The 18,815-nt window shown below is 59.9% G+C and carries 16 protein-coding genes; 11 read left to right on the forward strand and 5 right to left on the reverse strand.

Annotated features, from left to right (window positions below):
- Positions 1–6 precede the first annotated feature (6 nt).
- Both CXQ93_RS04565 and CXQ93_RS04570 read right to left on the reverse strand, forming a co-directional pair.
- Complete coding sequence (locus CXQ93_RS04565) at positions 7–663, reverse strand: DUF4129 domain-containing protein (RefSeq protein ID WP_104109311.1); 657 nt, start codon at positions 661–663, stop codon at positions 7–9.
- Between the two features lie 30 nt (positions 664–693).
- A complete protein-coding gene (locus tag CXQ93_RS04570) occupies positions 694–1,689 on the reverse strand; it encodes a hypothetical protein (protein WP_104109312.1) in 996 nt (331 codons plus the stop codon).
- A 92-nt stretch (positions 1,690–1,781) separates the two neighbouring features.
- Between CXQ93_RS04570 and CXQ93_RS04575 the strand changes: the two genes are divergently transcribed.
- The 8 genes from CXQ93_RS04575 (at position 1,782) to secA (ending at position 13,159) form a co-directional block, all read left to right on the forward strand.
- On the forward strand, positions 1,782–2,357 hold the full coding sequence (locus CXQ93_RS04575; RefSeq protein WP_104109313.1) for a hypothetical protein: 576 nt from the start codon (positions 1,782–1,784) through the stop codon (positions 2,355–2,357).
- A gap of 220 nt (positions 2,358–2,577) precedes the next feature.
- A complete protein-coding gene (mtrA, locus tag CXQ93_RS04580) occupies positions 2,578–3,252 on the forward strand; it encodes an MtrAB system response regulator MtrA (RefSeq protein ID WP_062286912.1) in 675 nt (224 codons plus the stop codon).
- A 34-nt stretch (positions 3,253–3,286) separates the two neighbouring features.
- A complete protein-coding gene (gene mtrB, locus CXQ93_RS04585; protein ID WP_258068598.1) occupies positions 3,287–5,317 on the forward strand; it encodes an MtrAB system histidine kinase MtrB in 2,031 nt (676 codons plus the stop codon).
- Positions 5,317–7,071 (forward strand): LpqB family beta-propeller domain-containing protein, encoded by a 1,755-nt coding sequence (locus tag CXQ93_RS04590; protein WP_104109314.1) that lies wholly within the window; start codon positions 5,317–5,319, stop codon positions 7,069–7,071. The genes mtrB and CXQ93_RS04590 overlap by 1 nt, the downstream gene beginning before the upstream one ends.
- A gap of 136 nt (positions 7,072–7,207) precedes the next feature.
- On the forward strand, positions 7,208–8,137 hold the full coding sequence (locus tag CXQ93_RS04595) for a ComF family protein (protein ID WP_104109315.1): 930 nt from the start codon (positions 7,208–7,210) through the stop codon (positions 8,135–8,137).
- Between the two features lie 162 nt (positions 8,138–8,299).
- Positions 8,300–8,995 carry a ribosome hibernation-promoting factor, HPF/YfiA family gene (gene hpf / locus CXQ93_RS04600; protein ID WP_062286917.1) on the forward strand — a complete coding sequence of 232 codons (696 nt, stop codon included), beginning with the start codon at positions 8,300–8,302 and terminating at the stop codon, positions 8,993–8,995.
- A gap of 71 nt (positions 8,996–9,066) precedes the next feature.
- The gene (locus tag CXQ93_RS04605) at positions 9,067–10,293 is read left to right on the forward strand and encodes a winged helix-turn-helix domain-containing protein (protein WP_104109316.1); all 1,227 of its coding nucleotides are present in this window, start codon (positions 9,067–9,069) and stop codon (positions 10,291–10,293) included.
- A gap of 76 nt (positions 10,294–10,369) precedes the next feature.
- Positions 10,370–13,159 (forward strand): preprotein translocase subunit SecA, encoded by a 2,790-nt coding sequence (secA, locus tag CXQ93_RS04610; protein ID WP_104109317.1) that lies wholly within the window; start codon positions 10,370–10,372, stop codon positions 13,157–13,159.
- A gap of 88 nt (positions 13,160–13,247) precedes the next feature.
- Here secA and CXQ93_RS04615 read toward each other — a convergent pair whose 3' ends face one another.
- Together CXQ93_RS04615 and CXQ93_RS04620 are read right to left on the reverse strand one after the other, a co-directional pair.
- Complete coding sequence (locus CXQ93_RS04615) at positions 13,248–13,940, reverse strand: Rv3235 family protein (protein ID WP_104109318.1); 693 nt, start codon at positions 13,938–13,940, stop codon at positions 13,248–13,250.
- Positions 13,941–14,030: 90 nt separating this feature from the next.
- On the reverse strand, positions 14,031–14,828 hold the full coding sequence (locus tag CXQ93_RS04620) for a LysM peptidoglycan-binding domain-containing protein (protein ID WP_146073159.1): 798 nt from the start codon (positions 14,826–14,828) through the stop codon (positions 14,031–14,033).
- 164 nt (positions 14,829–14,992) lie between these two features.
- Here CXQ93_RS04620 and CXQ93_RS04625 point away from each other — a divergent pair, with 164 nt between their 5' ends.
- Positions 14,993–15,568, forward strand: coding sequence for a hypothetical protein (locus CXQ93_RS04625; RefSeq protein WP_104109320.1), 576 nt, complete (start codon positions 14,993–14,995; stop codon positions 15,566–15,568).
- Positions 15,569–15,603: 35 nt separating this feature from the next.
- Here the strand turns inward: CXQ93_RS04625 and CXQ93_RS04630 are convergent, their stop codons facing one another.
- Positions 15,604–15,822 (reverse strand): helix-turn-helix domain-containing protein, encoded by a 219-nt coding sequence (locus tag CXQ93_RS04630; RefSeq protein ID WP_104109321.1) that lies wholly within the window; start codon positions 15,820–15,822, stop codon positions 15,604–15,606.
- 195 nt (positions 15,823–16,017) lie between these two features.
- Here CXQ93_RS04630 and CXQ93_RS04635 point away from each other — a divergent pair, with 195 nt between their 5' ends.
- Positions 16,018–16,659 (forward strand): hypothetical protein, encoded by a 642-nt coding sequence (locus tag CXQ93_RS04635; protein ID WP_104109322.1) that lies wholly within the window; start codon positions 16,018–16,020, stop codon positions 16,657–16,659.
- Positions 16,656–18,791 (forward strand): hypothetical protein, encoded by a 2,136-nt coding sequence (locus tag CXQ93_RS21035; protein WP_258068599.1) that lies wholly within the window; start codon positions 16,656–16,658, stop codon positions 18,789–18,791. The genes CXQ93_RS04635 and CXQ93_RS21035 overlap by 4 nt, the downstream gene beginning before the upstream one ends.
- Positions 18,792–18,815: the final 24 nt, after the last annotated feature.

An 18,815-nucleotide genomic window follows, 5' to 3' on the forward strand; every position in this document is an offset into this window, starting at 1 on the left:
AGAAGCTCACTGGGGCACCGCCGTGAAGTCATCGGCATAGAGCGGTGTTGCACTTGCCACCGCCGTGTCGGTGGAAAGGAGTGCCTCGAACATGGACTGGGTAGGAGGCACTTTCCCATATCGCACGGCATTAAAGAGATCGGCAGCGTGGTGGATTTCCGCCGCGAAGCCAGGGAAAGCCAGCTCTAGTTCTGCCGCAATTTCCACTGCAGTGCGCCCAGGAGTCCGGGCCGTGAGATCGCGCTCTTCACCGGCCCGGGCCAGCGCCCGGAACTGTTCATTGATAGCGGTGTGCAAATCTCCTGCGTTCACGGCGGCCTTGGCTAGTTTGCGGTGCTGCTCCGCAGAAAGCGTCACATCAGCTGCAAAGACCGCTTTGCCCACGGCCTTCCTGCGATTGAGGCGGGGCCTGACGATGAAAATGATGACCAACACTGCCACGATCACCAAGCCGATGACAACACTGAGACCAATATTGCCTTGGGCCGTGCCCACGTTATTAAGAAGTTCCTGCAGAGCCCGTCCCAACAAATCCATGATCTGCCGCAGCCAGCCGGGTTTGGCGTCCTGGTAGCTCTGCTTGGCTAGTTCTTCCTCGGCCCAACGGCGCGCCTCATCGGCCCCGGGAGTGACGGGGACATCAAAGATTTTCACGAAGGGCACAGGCGCAGCACAGACCAAGGCACTGACCCGCTAAGCGTTCGTGCCGGGGTAATGAGTCGTGCCCGGTGAGTAGGCGCCCGGGACCAAGTCTGCGGCGGAGGGAGCGCCGGGGATCCCGCCGTCGTCCTTCCCGCTTTCAGACTCCTTGAGGAGAGTGATGTCGAAACCGTCGCGGCGCATTCGCAAGTCCACGTAGATCAGTGCCATGACACCTGTCTGGAACGCGAGAGTGACAGCGCCCACGAGGGCGCCGATTCCCGATGAAATGACTTGGGTAATGATGGTTTGGGCGATCGCCTGCTCCGGGGTGGCCTCAACGCTCATCACACCCATGATCAGGCCCACAATGAAGCTGACGGGAGTGGTGATAATTCCGCCGATGACGGCTGCAATGATGGCCGCCAGAAGCGCCGTTCCAAAGGTCCGCCACCAGTTCGCCTTGGTCAAAAGCCAGGAGCGCTTGACGGCCGCGACGGCACCAATATTTTCCACCACGATTGCCGCGGGGGCCACGAGCAGTTTGGTGCCGATCCACAGTCCTACTGCAAGGAAAGGCAAGCTAATCAGAAGGGAAAGGCCAACCGCGGCGAGAGCTGCTCCGTCAGATTCTGTGGATCCCAGGGTCACGATCAGCAGGACAACCAGTGCAACGTAAATCAATACTGCAACCAAGGTGGCCGCGGCATAAAGGACCGCCAGCAGGAGCAGGGTGCCAATACGTGGTTTGGTCAGCTGCCACATTTGAGCAAACGTGGTCTTGCGGTTGAGGACAGACCGGATCACTGGAATTACCAACGCACCCTGCAACACCATTTGCAGCAAAGTGGTCAGAAATACTGTCACGACTATGGCTACGCTAAATCCAACCAAGCTGCCGAGTAGGCCGTCGATGCTTGCTGGATCGTTCTCGTCGATGGTGAGTGTGCCGTCCATGATCCCGAACATGAACGGGCCCAGTGCCATGAACGTGACCAGCAGCGTGGCTGCCACGCTGATCAGCTGGAAGATCAGAGCAGAACCGAACATGGCCTTGCCGTTGCGTCGGGCGGTCTGGAAGGCGCCATCGAGGATTTCGCCCAGACGCAGTGGGCGAAGAGGAATGACGCCGGGTTTGGGCGGTGCAACATAATTGTTGTAGCCGGGCTGCTGGCCGGAGTACTGAGGCTGGCCCGGGTACTGCGGTTGAGCCGGAGACTGCTGAGCGTACTGACCCCATTGAGGTTGACCGGGCTGCTGAGGCTGGCCTGGGTATTGCGGTTGAGCCGGAGGCTGCTGAGCGTACTGACCCCATTGAGGTTGACCGGGCTGCTGAGGCTGGCCTGGGTATTGCGGTTGAGCCGGAGGCTGAGCTTGCTGACCCCATTGGGGCGCAGCGGGTTGCTGTGGCTGGCTTGGGTATTGCGGTTGAGCCGGAGGCTGCTGCGCATTTTGGCCCCACTGGGGCTGCGCGGGTTGCGCAGGCGCAGCGCCCGGCCATGACTGAGCGGGCTGTTGCGGAGACTGGCTCGGCGGAGCAGAAGGAAATGGCGGCTGGTGCGGAGCCTGCTCGGCAGGTGCCTGCCAAGCAGATTCTTGGCTTGGCTGCCCGGTGGGACCCTGATTCTGGCCCGGCTGGCCCGGCTGATCACCCTGCGGTGCCTGCGGTTCTTGTGGTTCCTGCGTCATCATGCTCCCCTGAAAGATCCCCCATGTAAAAACTTGGCACAGCAACAACTGCTGGAGCTCCCCGCAGCGGCAACGACTCAATGGCGTCAAAATCCGCAGCGGACCCATGCTGTTGCTGCGTCCATCATCAAACCCTATCGGGAAGATGCACCTTTTCCCTGTGTACGAACCGGGCATTGCGGAAACAATTGACACAAGCTGTGGAGCGTCGATAGGGACAATATGTGGCTTATAGGCAAATATAGAGGTATGAAGGCACGTATTTTAGTTGTTGACGATGACGAAGCACTGGCCGAGATGATTGGTATTGTCCTGCGCAATGACGGGTTTGACCCGGTGTTCTGTGCGGACGGTGCCAAAGCCTTGGAGACATTCCAGTCCAGCAAGCCAGATCTGGTCCTGCTGGACTTGATGCTGCCCGGAATTGACGGCATTGAAATCTGCCGCCTGATCCGTGCGGAATCCGATGTACCCATTGTGATGCTGACGGCCAAGTCCGACACCTCCGATGTGGTGCGCGGGCTGGAATCTGGTGCCGATGATTACGTGGCCAAGCCGTTCAAGCCCGCCGAGTTGGTGGCCCGAGTGCGCGCACGCCTGCGTCCCGGTGACGTCAAGGCACCAGAAACACTTGTCATTGGCGAGATCAGTATTGACGTCGCTGGCCATGCCGTTCGCCGCGCGGGTGAGCGCATTTCGCTGACCCCGTTGGAGTTCGATCTCCTCGTGGCGCTGGCCCGCAAGCCCTGGCAGGTTTTCTCGCGAGAGTTGCTGCTGGAACAGGTATGGGGCTACCGCCACGCCGCTGACACACGCTTGGTCAATGTCCATGTCCAGCGCCTGCGCTCCAAGATTGAACGCGATCCCGAGGCCCCGGAAGTGGTTCTCACAGTTCGCGGCGTCGGCTACAAGGCCGGGCAGTAAGCGCTGATTACCGTGTTCCGCGGGTGAGGCGAGCATGAGTCAGTCCCCAGACAAGTTCGACGCCGGACACGCACCGAGCGAGTCCTCGGTACCTGTCGCGGTGCCCGGCCCCGCCACCGGCGCCGCGGCTGCTGCTGTACCTATCGCGGTGCCCGGCACCGCCGCGGACACCCCACCCTTCTCAGGCACCTCGCCCACCGATGGCCCTGACGTCGACTCCGGTGCCACTGTGGAAGGCACCCTGCGCGCCAAAATTGGCGCCGTGATTGTCACCAAAATTGTCCCCATGCTCGCCGCTGTAGGGAAGGCAATTCTCAGGGTTTTTTCCGGCATCCGTCACGCGTTCTCGCGCCGATGGCGGACGTCGTTGCAGTTCCGCACGGTGGTCACCACCTTGCTGATTGCCTCTGTAGCCGTGGTGGGTGTTGGCGGGTATTTGGCTGGTCAAATCTCCAACGGCTTGTTCAATGAACGTCTTGCCCAAGCGCAGCAGGAATCTGCCCGCGGCGCCACCCAAGTTCAGGACAGCTTCTCCAATGCCAGCCTGAGCGATCAACCACGTGTAGCCACGTACGTCGGGGATACCCTGCGGTTGCTGGAACTGGGTGGCGCCGACGACAGCCGTAAATACCTGATGGTCAAGATCCCGGGACAGAACAGCCGGCTGGCCGTCAGCTCCTCGGACTCCGGTGGTGTCACTACGGCCATCATTCCTGACGAACTGCGGAAGGCAGTCCAAGCGGATCCTGACAGCCAGTTCTGGCAATCAATTTCACTGCCAACAGGCGAGTCCGGTTTCAACCCGGCCGTGGTAGTGGGCAGTCAAGTAGAGCTGCTGCGTACCAACTACGAGCTCTACATGATCTATGACCTGAACTCTGCCCAAGTCACGTTGAATTACATTCAGTCAGTGTTGTGGCTGGCCGGTGCCATCCTGCTGGTACTCATTGGTGCCATTGCCTGGTACGTCACCCGGACTGTAGTCAAGCCTGTCAGTGAAGCTGCCGCCGTATCGGAAAAGCTGGCGGCAGGTGAACTTGAGGAACGCATGGCAGTGACCGGTGAGGATGAGATGGCGCGGTTGGCCACGTCCTTTAACAAGATGGCCACCTCCTTGCAAGACCAGATTACTGCGCTGGGCACGCTCTCCGAGATGCAGCAGCGGTTTGTCTCGGATGTCTCCCACGAGCTAAGGACACCGCTGACCACCGTACGCATGGCCGCCGAGGTCCTCTACGATGCTCGTGAAGATTTCGACCCCATCAACAAACGGTCCTCAGAACTGCTGTTTCACCAGGTTGAGCGCTTTGAGCTGCTCCTGGCAGACCTGCTGGAAATCTCCCGCTTTGACGCAGGTGTGGCAGATCTCGACGCAGAATTGCTGGATATTTTCTCCGTCATCCATTCGGTTATCGACGGAGCCATGCCCGTTGCCGAAGCGAACAAGTCTGAGCTTTCAGTGGTGACCCGCCTGCGCAACCACAAATGCGTGGTGGAGATGGACTCGCGCCGGATCGATCGGATACTTCGCAACCTGGTGCTCAATGCCCTGGAGCACAGTGAAGGAAATCCAGTGAAGATTTACGTTTCGGCGGATGAAAACGCCGTCGCCGTGGCGGTCCGTGACTACGGCATCGGCATGTCTCCCGACGCCGTGGGTCATGTCTTTGATAGGTTCTGGCGTGCCGATTCCGCCCGTGCCCGCACCACCGGTGGCAGCGGCCTGGGCTTGTCAATTGCCATGGAAGACGCCCGGCTGCACGACGGTTGGCTCGATGCCTGGGGGGTTCCCGGCGAAGGTTCCTGCTTCCGCCTGACCCTGCCACGTAAGCGCGGCACCGTCCTGACTCATTCACCCGTTCCCTTGCCTCCCGACGGCGGTGCCGCCGGCAGTTCCAGCTCGCTCAGCACAGGACCTCTGCTGCTCACTCACACGGGCTCATTGGGCGTTGTGGGTGCGCTTGGCAGCATAAAGTCTGTGCCCGAATCGGGAAAGACCCAAGAACAGCATGGCCCCGAGTCTGATGATCCTGGCATGAACAGCTCTGAGAAGGTGAACCACTGATGAGCCCCAAGGCGCAGGTGATCCAAGGCCGTCCGGCGACTCGCGACCAGCGGAACTGGGCGGTGTCGCTCTGGGCGATGCTCGTCGTCGTACTTCTGGCAGTGACCGGCTGCGCCACGATTCCCATGCACGGCAATGTGGGGAAAAGCGATCCCAAAGGCCCGCGGAACAGTTCTGTCAACATCAGTTTGCAGCAATTTTCGCCTGTGGATGGCGCCTCCCCAGAGAGCATCATTCGCGGATTCATCGATTCCGGGACGGGTGTTTCAGACGATTTCCAGGTAGCACGGCAGTACCTAACGCCTGCACTGGCCCAATCGTGGGCGCCTGACAAACGCACCCTGGTCTACAAAGACACGTTCGCCGTGACGCCCTCCACCGACGCTGCGACGTTTGAACTGAAGCTCGATCTGGTCTCCACCGTTGATGCAGCAGGCGTGCTGACCCCGGCAAATGGAGATACCTCCGAACTGTTGCGCATGAAAATGGTTCAAGTTGATGGACAGTGGCGAATCTCCGAAGCTCCCGACGGCGTCATCCTCACCGAGGCGAACTTCCAGACGCTGTACGCCCCGGTGTCGCTCTACTTCTACGACCCCTCCTTCACCTACGGTGTGCCCGATGTTAGGTGGCTGGCCGGGCGGACCTCACGGACGGCCACCTCCATTGTCAAAGCGATGCTCAATGGCCCTGCGCCGTATTTGCAAGGTGCTGTGGTCAGCGCCTTCCCTGCTGGAATTGCCCTGGAACGGGACTCTGTGCCCGTCAACAATGGCCAAGCCCAAGTCGGGTTGACGGCTCAGCAACTGTTGGCAACCAGCACTGAGCAGCGCCAGCAAATGAACGCACAGCTGTTGACCACGTTCCAGAAGAGCCTCAACACCATCACTGAGGTCCAGTTTCTGGCCGATGATAGATCCGTGGACATGGGCGGGAACGGCGATGTGGTGAGTCACATGATCATTGATAATCCCGTTCCGCCCACTCAGATTGCCCTGGCCCAGAAGAATCTGGTCAGCTTCGACGGCACCAAGATCGCACCAATTGCCGGGGTCGACTCTGTCGCGGATCTGGATCCCTCGGCACCTGCCATTTCTTATTCCGGAAAGAATTTCGCGTTCCTCTCCGGGCCGGGCAACCAAATTTATACTGTGAGCGCCAATCAACAACCCGCGCTTGCCTTGTCGGGCGTGGCGCTCACTCCACCGTCCTTTGCTCCCAATGGCTGGTTGTGGTCCGCGGCTGGGGACGGTTCCGGATTGGTGCTAGCCATCAACCCGAACGACGGCGGCAAGCTGGGGACACCCGTGATGATGACTATTCCGTGGCTGGTGGGGCAGGAGGTCACCACTTTTAGGGTCTCCCGGGACGGCACTCGAGCCCTGGTGATCTCTGCGGCGAACGGCGTGAGCAAGATCAGCATCACAGGCATTTTCAAGTCAGGAGACGTGCCGAAGGAACTTACAGCACCAATCCGCTTGCCGCACACCGGATCGCCCACCCTCGGTGTGTGGGCGGGAGACTCCAGCGTTGCCATTATGGCCCCGTCAGCAACCAAGCCTGTCATCATTGAGGTCCTGGACCTGGCTGCCAGTCCTGTAGAAATGGACGAGCTCAAGGGAGTCCAGTGGATCAGTGCAGGCTCGGGCGTGCGGAACGTGCACGCTCAAACGGCTACCGAGTTCTACACTAACGTTGGCAATTATTGGGAAGTGGACGCCAAGGAACTCCAACAGGCATCGTTCGCCGGTTAGAGCAATCTGCTGGCAATAGATCTACTGGTACTGCTCCTAGCGGAGATGTTCCTCCACAGCTCCGCTGGATGCTGCACCGCACACAATCGGCAGTTTGAACCCCCGCAGAGCCTCGAAACGGGTCCATGCTGGGGCCATGGATGCAATAGCTGGCGTCGATGGCGTCGATGGCACAGAGGTCACCGATTACACGCAGGCTACCGACACGCAGCAGCTTGGAGCTGGACAAGCAGGCCGGCACCGGGGACGCCCGCACGCAGTCTGGTTGCGGGCATGGTTGTGGTGCGCAGCCGCATGGCGTGACTTCCTGTACTTGGTGATGCCTGCCGACTGTGTGGTGTGTGGCGCCGAAGATTACACTTTGTGCCCAGAGTGCTCGGCCGCATTGCGCCAACAAACGGCGGCACCATTCCGTGCTGAACACAGCGCGGATGCCTTGGTTGGCGTTGCTGGAAATCCGCTGTTGCCGGTCATCGCCGCAGGGGAGTATCGGGACGCTCTTTCGCAAGCCATTCTGGGGTTCAAGAATCATGGGCGAACGGAATTGGGCCCGCCGTTAGCCCGATGCCTCGCCCGCGCCTTGTTGGTGGTGAACAGCAGTAGCGGCACAGAGCAATTAGCCACCTCAGAGCTCCTGCTTCTGGTTCCCATTCCCAGCACTGGAAGCGGATGGCGGCGTCGTGGCTTTGACCCGGTTGCCCTGATTCTGCGTGCTCTGACTCGTGAAGCTCGCCTGCCCTCAGGCATGGAGCTGGTCCCGCTATTGCGCATCAAGGCGAGGCTGCCGTGGCAGACCACGAACCAGAAGGGATTGGGCCGTGCGGCACGGCGGCGAAACGTTCGTAACACGATGGCTGTTGCAGGTAAAACAGTGAGAAATTTTCGGCTGCAAGCGAAGCCATCTGGCCAATCAGTGATCTTGATTGACGACGTCCTGACCACAGGTTCAACGCTGCGCGAAGCGGCAAAAACACTGGAGATTGCAGGGTTTCGTGTCCGTGCAGCCGTGGTTTTGGCAGCTGCTAGAGCACCGTCCTCCACCACAGAATCAACAACAGAAGGATGACGCGCCGAAAACATTTTGTGAGCAAAAGATGAATAAAGCCATGCAGTGAACTAACGTGAGTAAACGGGTACCTCTTCCGAGGGGAAACCGCCCGTCGGCGGTCAGGAACCAGCAACAATCGCTAGCCGGCCGCCGTGTCACCGAAGATATTTGGAGGGCACCATGGAGTTCATGATCACCGGTCGCAACTTGAGTGTTTCGGACCGATTCCGCGAATATGCAGGCGAAAAGCTCACGAAGATCGAACAGCTGGCCACTAAGGTTCAGCGTGTCGATGTGAAGGTTTCCAAGGAGAGCAAGGCCCGCACAGCAGACACCCCTCTCACGGTTGAGTTGACGGTTGTCGGTCGGGGTCCTGTCATCCGCGCGGAAGCTGCCGCATCGGACAAGTTCGCTGCTTTTGATCTGGCTTACGGAAAGCTGCTTGAGCGTCTCCGCCGTGCCAAGGACAAGAAGAAGGTCCACCACGGACGGCACGCCCCCGTCGCAGTCAACGAAGCCACTGGCTCATTGCCAACCGTCAGCAGCTCTGAGCCGATTTACGCCCAGACCACTCCTGAGGTTGTCGAAGAGAAGTCACCTTACGACATCGAAAACGACATCCCTGCCGGCGATTCACCTGTGCTGATCCGGCGCAAGGTCTTCCCGCCCACGGCTTTGTCACTCGATGACGCTGTGGACAACATGGAAATGGTGGGACACGATTTCTACCTTTTCATCGATGCAGCAACTGGCATTCCCTCGGTTGTCTACCGTCGCAAGGGCTGGACCTACGGAGTCATCTCATTGGATGAAAACGCAGATGCAGCCGAAGAAATTTCCGCTTACCGCTCAGCGGATGAGCCAGCCCGCGTCTAAGTGACTGCCTAAGTGACTCAGGCATTACCAGCTGGCAAACAGGCCCACGAAAGTTCTAGAAAGCAGTGCAGATGAATGCAAGCCTGAGCCTGTCCCAGGCCAGGCGCATTGCATTGAAGGCTCAAGGACTTTCAACAGTTCGGCCCACCCAACCCGTCACAGCGCGGAGGGTGGGCCGGATTTTTGCCCAAATCCAGCTCGTGCAGATCGACTCTGTCAACGTACTCTCACGCAGCCACTACCTACCGTTCTTTTCTCGGTTGGGACCCTACGATCACGCCCTTGTTGATGGACTGGCGGGGAGGCCGCCACGCAAACTCATGGAGTACTGGGCCCACGAGGCAAGCTTCATTCAGCCATCACAATTTCATGACCTGAGGCAATGGCAACACCGGAGCTGGGTGGGCTCAGCTGGCATGGAGACTGCTCTCCGCGATGAACTGGAAGGGCGCATCCTCGCCGTTTTGACGGGCGGCGTGGCTCTGACTGCTCGTGAGATCAAGGAACGCGTTGGGCACGAGGAAGTCGCAGACCGCAGTCACTGGGGATGGAACTGGAACGCTGTCAAACGAACCCTCGAAGGTCTCTTCGAGCGGGGAATCGTCGGGGCTGCTTCACGGAACGAAACGTTTGAGCGCCGCTACGCGCTGATTGAGAAGATCTTACCTCCCGTGGATCAGGGATTGTTTGTGCCGGGGGAGAAGATGGCGGCCGCCGACAAGGAAGAAGCCATGATTCGTCTGGTTTCCGCGGCGGCCAAGGCACACGGCATTGGAACCACCAGATGCTTTGCGGACTACTTCCGGTTGCCCGGTAAGGCTGTGACACAGGCCGTCCACTACCTCGTGGACTCCGGAGAACTGGAACAGGTCACCGTGAACGGGTGGGATGCGGTGACGTACCTGCACGCCGCGGCAACAATACCGCGTAAAGCTGTAGCCAGTGCGCTGCTGAGCCCTTTCGATTCACTGGTCTTTGAACGGCGCAGGCTCGAAAAACTCTTTGATTTCCACTACCGGATAGAGATCTACACCCCCGAACAGCAACGAAAATATGGATATTACGTGTTGCCGTTTCTGCTGGGCGAGAACATCGTGGCGCGGGTGGATTTGAAAGCCGACAGACAATCCGGCGCACTGGTCGTTCGAGGTGCTTTTGCCGAAGCCGGCGCGCCCAAAGAAACCGCCATTCATTTGGCCACTGAGCTTGAAGCGATGGCTCTGTGGCTGGGGCTGGGGAGCGTCGCCGTTCAAGATCATGGTGACCTCTCAGGGAGCCTGCAGGCTGCACTGCCATAATTGGCGGTGCGCTGTGCGTCTTCTCACGTAGACTGAACACGCCACTTTTAGGCAGCAATAGATTGGGAGCAATTTCGTGCCATCACTTCTTGAGCGAGTTCTTCGCACAGGCGATCGCAAGACGCTTAAACGACTCAATGTCCTCGCGGATGCCATTGATTCGCTGGAGGATTCTTTCCAGACCTTCACCGACGCTGAGCTGCGCGAGGAAACAGATAAGCTCAAGCTCCGTCACGAAGACGGGGAGTCGCTCGATGATCTGCTGCCGGAAGCTTTCGCCGCCGTGCGTGAAGCGTCTTCGCGCACACTGGGTCTGCGCCACTTCCGCGTTCAGCTCATGGGTGGCGCCGCGCTTCACCTAGGCAACATTGCGGAAATGAAGACCGGTGAAGGTAAAACCCTGGTGGCTACCGCCCCGGCATACCTGAACTCGCTCACCGGCAAGGGCGTCCACGTGGTCACTGTGAACGACTACTTGGCGCAGTACCAATCGGACCTCATGGGACGTGTTTTCCGCTTCTTGGGCCAGAGCAGCGGTTGTATTGTCGCCAATCAGGACCCTTCCGTCCGGCGGGCTCAGTATGCTGCCGACATCACGTACGGCACCAACAATGAGTTTGGCTTTGACTACCTGCGTGACAACATGGCGTGGAGCCAGGACGAATTGGTCCAGCGAGGCCATAACTTCGCCATCGTCGATGAAGTTGACTCGATCCTGATCGATGAAGCCCGAACCCCCTTGATCATTTCCGGTCCGGCATCTGGCGATGCCAACCGCTGGTACGGGGAGTTCGCCAAGGTAGTTCAGCGTCTCAAGATTGAAGATGACTACGAGGTCGACGAGAAAAAGCGCACCGTAGGTGTTCTCGAGGGTGGCATTGAAAAGGTAGAGGACTACCTGGGCATCACCAACTTGTACGAGTCCGCCAACACGCCCTTGATCGGTTTCTTGAACAATGCCATCAAGGCCAAGGAACTCTTTAAGCGAGACAAGGACTACGTCATCATGGATGGCGAAGTCCTGATTGTTGATGAGCACACCGGCCGTATCCTGGCCGGCCGTCGCTACAACGAAGGTATGCACCAGGCCATTGAGGCCAAGGAAGGTGTGGAGATCAAGGCAGAGAATCAGACTCTTGCCACAGTGACCTTGCAGAACTACTTCCGCCTGTATGGCAAACTCTCCGGCATGACAGGTACCGCCGAGACCGAGGCGTCCGAATTCATGGGCACCTACTCGCTGGGTGTTGTACCGATCCCGACCAACAAGCCGATGCAGCGTGTTGACCAGTCGGACTTGGTCTACAAGAACGAGGTTGTAAAGTTCGACGCCGTCGTGGCTGACATTGCCGAGCGTCACGAAACCGGTCAGCCGGTTCTGGTCGGTACCACCAGCGTTGAGAAGAGCGAATACCTCTCCAAGAAGCTGGCCGAGGCTGGCGTCAAGCATGAAGTGTTGAACGCCAAGAACCACGCTCGGGAAGCAGCGATTGTGGCCCAGGCTGGTCGCCGCGGCGCCGTCACCGTGGCCACCAACATGGCTGGCCGCGGTACTGACATCATGCTTGGCGGAAACGCTGAATTCAACGCCGTAGCTGAATTGAAGGCACGCGGGCTGGATCCTGAAGAAAACGCCGAAGAGTACGAGGCGGCTTGGGACGACGCGTTCGAGGAAGCCAAGCTGGCCGTCAAGGACGAGCACGAGGCTGTTCTGGAAGCCGGCGGACTGTACGTCTTGGGCACCGAGCGCCACGAGTCCCGTCGCATCGACAACCAGTTGCGAGGCCGTTCCGGGCGTCAGGGCGACCCGGGAGAATCCCGCTTCTACCTGTCATTGACCGACGATTTGATGCGCCTGTTCAACTCCGGTGCAGCCGAGCGCCTCATGTCACGTTCGGCGATGCCGGATGATGTGGCGCTGGAATCCAAACTGGTCTCCAAGGCCATTGCTTCGGCACAGGGCCAAGTTGAAGGCCGCAACGCTGAGCAACGCAAGAACGTCCTGAAGTACGACGACGTCCTGAACCGCCAGCGTGAAGCCATCTATGGTGACCGTCGTCGGATCTTGGAAGGTGGAGACCTGCATGAGAAGGTCCAGCACTTCCTCGAAGACACCGTCAACGAGATCATTGATGCTTCGCTGAGTAGCGGTCACGCCGGCGAGTACGATTTCAACACGCTCTGGAGCAACCTGCGCACCATTTACCCCGTCACCGTCAGCGTGGATGAAATTGCTCAAGAAGTGGGCGGCGAAGGCCGAATTACTGCTGAACAGCTCAAGACCGAGCTGCTCTCGGATGCTCGTGTTGCTTACCAAGAGCGTGAAGCTGCCCTGGGTGCAGAAACCATGCGTGAGCTTGAACGCCGGGTAGTCCTTTCCGTAGTGGGCCGCAAGTGGCAAGAACACCTCTACGAGATGGATTACCTCAAGGAAGGCATCGGTCTGCGGGCCATGGCTCAGCGCGACCCCCTCGTGGAGTACCAGCGCGAAGGCTACGAGATGTTCCAGTCCATGATGGCCTCCATCCGCGAGGAAAGCATCGGCTTCCTGTTCAACTTGGAAGTACAGGTTGAAAACGCTCCGGCAGCAGCCGTTGGCGTTGTTGCCGATGCTCCGGTCAACCTGATGAAGCGCGTTGACGGTGACGTTGAAGCAGGCGAGCACACTCACGACCATGAGCATGTTGCCCCGCGTATCACGGCTCCTGGGCTGGAAGCTCCGGCTCGTCCTGCGCAGCTTCAGTTCACTGCCCCGGATGCACAAGGTGACGCGGAAACGCATGTTGAGCGTCGCAGCACCGGCGGTCTGCCGCCGTCGGCAAAGCGCCCGGCCAACAAGAGCAAGACTAAGAAGAAGAAGCGCTGATCCTTAGTTCGTCAAAGTGCCGCCGTCTGGTGGAATGGCCGCAGAACATGTTCTGTGGTGGTTCCATCAGACGGCGGCACTTTTTTGCTCAACCGATCCGCAGGGCGGTGACCTTCCACATGCCTTTCGATAATTCCAGACGCATGGCGATGGCTCTGAATCTGGTCTTATCGGCAACAATGACTGCCGTCTCAAAGACTCCTGGTGTGACTGCGAAGCAGTGAACCGAGTGCACCCGAGGTTGCCGATACAGGAGATGGACGTTCTCGATTTGCCCTTCTGAGCTGCGCCGACGAGCTTGTGCCCGGCAGGCCCGTGCATGCAGTCGGGCCCGAGTGGTCAGGGCGCTCAGACACCGGGCATCGAGCCAGCGGGCGAGCTGTTGAACTGAACGGACGCCGTTGAGAATTTCCAGAGCACTCTGGGCGACCTTGCAGGACATATTGCTCACCACAGCACGTTCGGCTTGTTCCGGATCCAAGCTATGGACGGTGCCGAGAGTGCCAGAAGCGCCTGCCGTGTTGCGCGCTTGTGGGCGAGTGGCGCTGGTGCTCGGTGTCCCTCTGGCGCCCGCTGTCGCTGTGCTGCCAGCCATGAGACTACGAGCGGCCATGCTCGTGCCTCGCGTGATGCGCCTCGGCTTTCTGGGCTGCGGACCACGATCGAAGAGATTCACCACGCTATCCGGGGGTGGTCCCGACGCCCGGGCCGGGGCGGGGACATTCCTTACGACCAGCAAGGTAGCCGGTGCGGCGGTTTCAGAGATGGCTGCTGTACTCACGGTGTGCTCCTTTGCACTGGGCTGGTGCTGGCCGGGATTGTGATTGATCGCCACAGTCCCTGTTCAGCGGGATTGTTAGTGTTCGAGGTGTCAGTAGCTGCCCGGCGCATGGAGGACTTGGCCAGGGAGAATCAGGTTTGGATCTGTTCCAATCGTGGAGCGGTTGGCGTTGTACCACTGCGGCCACGCCAGGGCCACATCGACGTCTGAGGAGTATGGCCCCAATGACTCGGCAACAATTCCCCACAAGGTATCGCCCCTTTTGACCACCACATCCCCAGCCTCGATATCCCCAGCCTCGATGCCAGCCGAAGCGGAATCGCCTAGTCCGGCAGTGCCTGAATTGTTCCTGGGCGGCTGGCGGATCAACAGATCTGGATCAACGTCAGGGGTGCTCGGGATCCACAAGGGGTTCACTGGCTGGGTTGAAACTGGTGGTAGCGGATCCTTGACCGGTGAGGTGGTGGCGCCAGGGGTGGCCGGGGCCGTGGATACGGTCTGTGCCTGCCAGAGCGGATCCACTCCGGGTGCTTCGGCGGCACTGGCCAGCGGCGCAGTCAGGAGATGAATGCCAAGGACCGCAGCCACCACTCGCCGCATGAAAGCAGGGGAGCACCCTGCGGTAACAGCAGAAAAGCGGTGGGCGCCGAGCCTGTGCGCCATGGCTGATACGAAGGCGCAACTTAGCGCGAAGCACCACCAGCAGAGCAGAGCAACGCCGATGCCTGCACCGGCAACGCCCAATAGTTCGGGGAAGCCCAGGGAGGGCGCCACTGCGCGGTTGCCCCATTGCAGCCGCAGCAATGAGAGGCCACTAAAGACTAGTGCAGCTCCGAGGAAAACGATGGCCGCCGTCATTGCGAGGTCGGCGCGTGTTTGCGATTTCACCTTCATTCTCCTTTGGGATTATTTGGCATTTTTTGATGCTGTTTGGCATCATTAGAATTGATTTACTTCATTTTGACCCTTAAGTGTCGCGGTGTCCATAGCTCGTGATGAGTTTGTGGATAGACAGGGTTGACGCGCCAGCGGCCTCGGCTTAGCGTGACCGCATGCGGTGGGAACTACTTTTTGGTGATCTTGAAGCCCAGTGGCATGCCTCGACACAGCAGGATTTTGAGGCGCATATCAACGAACTGGCCCGTATTGAAGCCGCCCAATTAACTTTTGCGCAGGCCTTACGTGGTGCCAGCGGACACCAGCTATCGGTGGTGATGTGCACTGGGACGGCGTATCACGGCGAGGTACTCAGAGTCGAAGGTGAATGGGCACTGCTGCGCGAAGGGAATCGCTCGGTCATCGTGCCGCTGGCCAAAGTGGTCCGGGTGCACGGGCTGGGATTGGCCCGGCGGCAGTCATCGACAAAGGTCACCTATTCACTGGCCGCGGCCCTGCGGTTGCTGGCTCGGAACCGTTCGTCTATTGTTCTCGAGCTTGATGGCGCCAACCAAGCTGGTTCGAGCTCCGCGCATGTCCGGGGAGTCCTGGACCAGGTGGGTGCGGATTACATCCAACTCATGCAATTGGCCGACGGCGTGGGCCGGGACCTCGGCAACCTGCAAGGCTCAGTGGTGGTCCCGATGGGACGGCTCGTGAGCATTGCCTCCTCGCCCGAGAACGAGTTCTGACTTGGAGCAGCAAGACTCCAGGGAGCGCGTGTGAGCTACTGGGCTGAGGTGGTGTTTTCGGCTGCCAACATGGTCCGAGCCGCGGCATGCCGATCATCAATGAACGCCTCGAACTTGGCCTCATCCACACGCCATTGCCCGCGCCCTCCTATTTGGAAGGCGGGTAGTTCTCCGCTGTGCACCAACGCGTAGCAGGCGGCGGCTGAAATCTGCAGCTGTTCGGCCACATCGGCCAAAGTGAGGAATCTGGGCATGTACTCATTATCCCCCTGTTGTTCCCTTTTGACGAGCTTCAGTCGGTTTATCCACAGCTTGGCAGCGCTTGGAGTTGTCCACAGATTTCGCCATTTTCGCTAGAAGGTCTTTCAACCGGGGTCGATCGGCGGTACAAAGGGTAGACGGCAGCGCGGTTCGCATGGCTGCCGGCAGGTCCTGAAGGGGGCGGAGCTATGGCGATCCAGACGCCGGGCCAAGCACCACGGTTGAGTAAACCGTCGTGGAAGGACCCACGCCTGCTCATAGGTATCCTGCTGGTCTTGGCGTCAGTGGCGGGCGTGGTGGCGCTGGTGGGCAACGCAGCTAGAACAGTGCCCATGTATGCCGCTAAGGATGCGCTCGTGGTGGGTCAGAGCATCACCGTAGATTCCTTGACGATCGTTCAGGTCCAGCTCGGCACGGTGGACAAAAAATACCTGAATCCAGCTGATGAACTGGACGCGAACGCCGTCGCCATTCGCATGGTGCCCAAAGGCGAGCTGGTCTCCCGCACCAGTATTGGCAAGGTGGACGCCCTGGACCGCAAGCCTGCCCCTGTCACCATCAGCGAACCGCTTCCCAAGGAAGTTGTGGTGGGCGCCTACGTCGATGTCTGGGTTGCGTTGCCAGATGACCGCAATGGCTTTGCCGAACCGATTCTGATGCTGCCCGGAGCCGAGGTTGCTGCGGTGAATACCGCCCCCGGCTCTCTGGGTTCCACGAAAAACATGGCACTCATGGTGCTCGTGACTGACGTGCAAATGCCCAAGTTTCTGGGTGCCGTGGCCAATAAGGCGAAAGTATCCGTCGTGTGGAACCCCGGAGCCGCACCGTGAATGAAGCATCCAAGAATGAATCAGCCAAGAATGAATCAGCGAACGCCGTCACAGTCATTGCCGTGGGTGACACGTCCGGAGGCGTGATTGCGGAACTGGGCAAGACCCGCGGCAGCGTCAGAATTGTGCGCCGCTGCCCCGAACTCGCTGAACTATTGGCGGCCTGCCAAAATGGGCTCGCACAAGCGGCTGTTGTAGCCGAAAGTGCCGGGAGATTGAGTGCGACATTGGTGGACCGGCTGGCCGCCGTGGGCGTCAGCGTCATTGCCGTCGCTGCCACGCCCGAAGAAGCCCAGCGCCTGCGTGGTTTGGGTGCCACGCCTGTGACAGAACAGGTCACACCGGAGCGGCTGGGGCAGGTAGTCATTGCCGCAGTGCAGTCTCGCCGGCAATTGGACGCGGCTGGCTATGCCGTCCCCACGCTGCCCACCGGCGGCGCCGTGACGGGATTGAGTCCATTCCAGGATAAAGCCAAGGACGACGACGTGTTCCCCGTTCCGGCCGCTCCCGGCAGCACTGTTGGTTCGGCCGGAGCAGACGTCATCTCCACGGCCGCTGGTGAGGGCCCCACTCATCTTTCTCGCAGGGCAGCGCGCGGGGCCAAACGGTTGGCCGCCAAGAATATGCCGCCAAAAGTGCAGTCAGAAAAGGGCTGGCAAGCTCCGCCTTCGCCGTCAGATGAGGCAAGGCCCAAGGTGCCCGGCGCTGAAGCGCTAGCCACAGACGCCGGAGCTCTCGGGAAAGTGGTTCCCAATAGGTTAGTTCCGGGCGGTGTGGATCCGACCCGGCCAGATCCGGCTAGACCGGCTGTGGAAAAGACGGTGGGCGGCGGCTTTGCCGATCCGGCTGGCGCGAATGGGGCGGAGAATCAGGTCGGTCGGGCCAGCCCGGTTCCGGACGGCCCAGTTCCGGACAGTCCCGCCCAAGCCAATCCTGCTCAAGCCGATCCCACTCAGGCCGATCCCATTCAGGTCAGTCCAGATCGGGGTGGCTCAGTCCATGATCGCTCGGCCAGCCTGTGGGGGAGGATGCGCCAACGTTTTCAGCACGATGCCAAGAACTCCAGCGAGCCTGGTGGACGGTCCCATGGCACAGCTGGTGGCCAGGCCCACGGCAGGACTGCAGCGAAAGCGCACGGCAAAAGCACTGGCGAGGGTTCCGGTGAAAGTACCTCACAGACGCCTACAGGCCGCGTCCCCAGGACGGGAGTTGAGCCTGCGTCCGGACCTACGGCCAGGCCTACCCCCAGACCTGGCGCACGGCCACCCGCCACGGGCCGCACCGAAAGAAGCACGTTGGTGGCGCTTTGGGGCCCCATCGGATCGCCCGGGCGCACCACAGTGGCCATAAATTTGGCGGCGGAACACGCCGCGGCTGGCATGAGCGTCATGGTGATTGACGCCGACAGTTATGGCGCCAGTATTGCCGCAGCGCTGGGTCTGCTCGAGGAATCGGCGTCCTTCGCCCAGGCCTGCAGGGTGGCAGATCAGGGAGCGCTATCGGCGGCACAATTTTCGGCCATCGCCACAAAGGTGGTGTTTTCAGGTGGAACCTTTTCGCTTTTGACGGGCCTGACTCGGCCCGATCGCTGGCCGGAGTTGCGGGCAGCCGCCGTGCTCAGAGTACTGAAACTGGCGAGGGAATCAGCCCAACTGGTGGTGGTCGATTGTGGCTTCTCGCTCGAAAACGACGAGGAGCTCAGCTACGACACCGTAGCCCCACGGCGCAACGGCGCAACGTTGACTGTTCTGGCGGAGGCGGACATCATTTATGCTGTGGGCAGCGGGGACCCGGTCGGTATTCCGCGGCTGATTCGAGGCATGCAGGAACTTACGCAGGCTTTTCCGGGAGCCCACGTGGAAGTAGTCGTGAACAAGGTTCGCCGCAAGGCCGCCGGACGAGCGCCGGAGAAAGCCCTCGCGCAGGCCTGGGAACGGTTTGGTCCGGCTCAACCCATCAGTCATTTCCTGCCGTGGGACCCGGATCTGAGTGACAAGGCACTGTTGGAAGGGCGGCTGCTGCTGGAGATCGCACCAGAGGCGCCGTTGCGCAAGGGCATCCGAGGGATCTATTGTGCAGCTGTCCAACGGAATACTGAAGTTGCTGTATCAAGCGCCACAGCAAAGCCCTAGGATCGGGGCTAGGCTCAAGTCAGG

The organism is Arthrobacter sp. N199823, assembly GCF_002929705.1.
GTDB lineage: Bacteria > Actinomycetota > Actinomycetes > Actinomycetales > Micrococcaceae > Specibacter.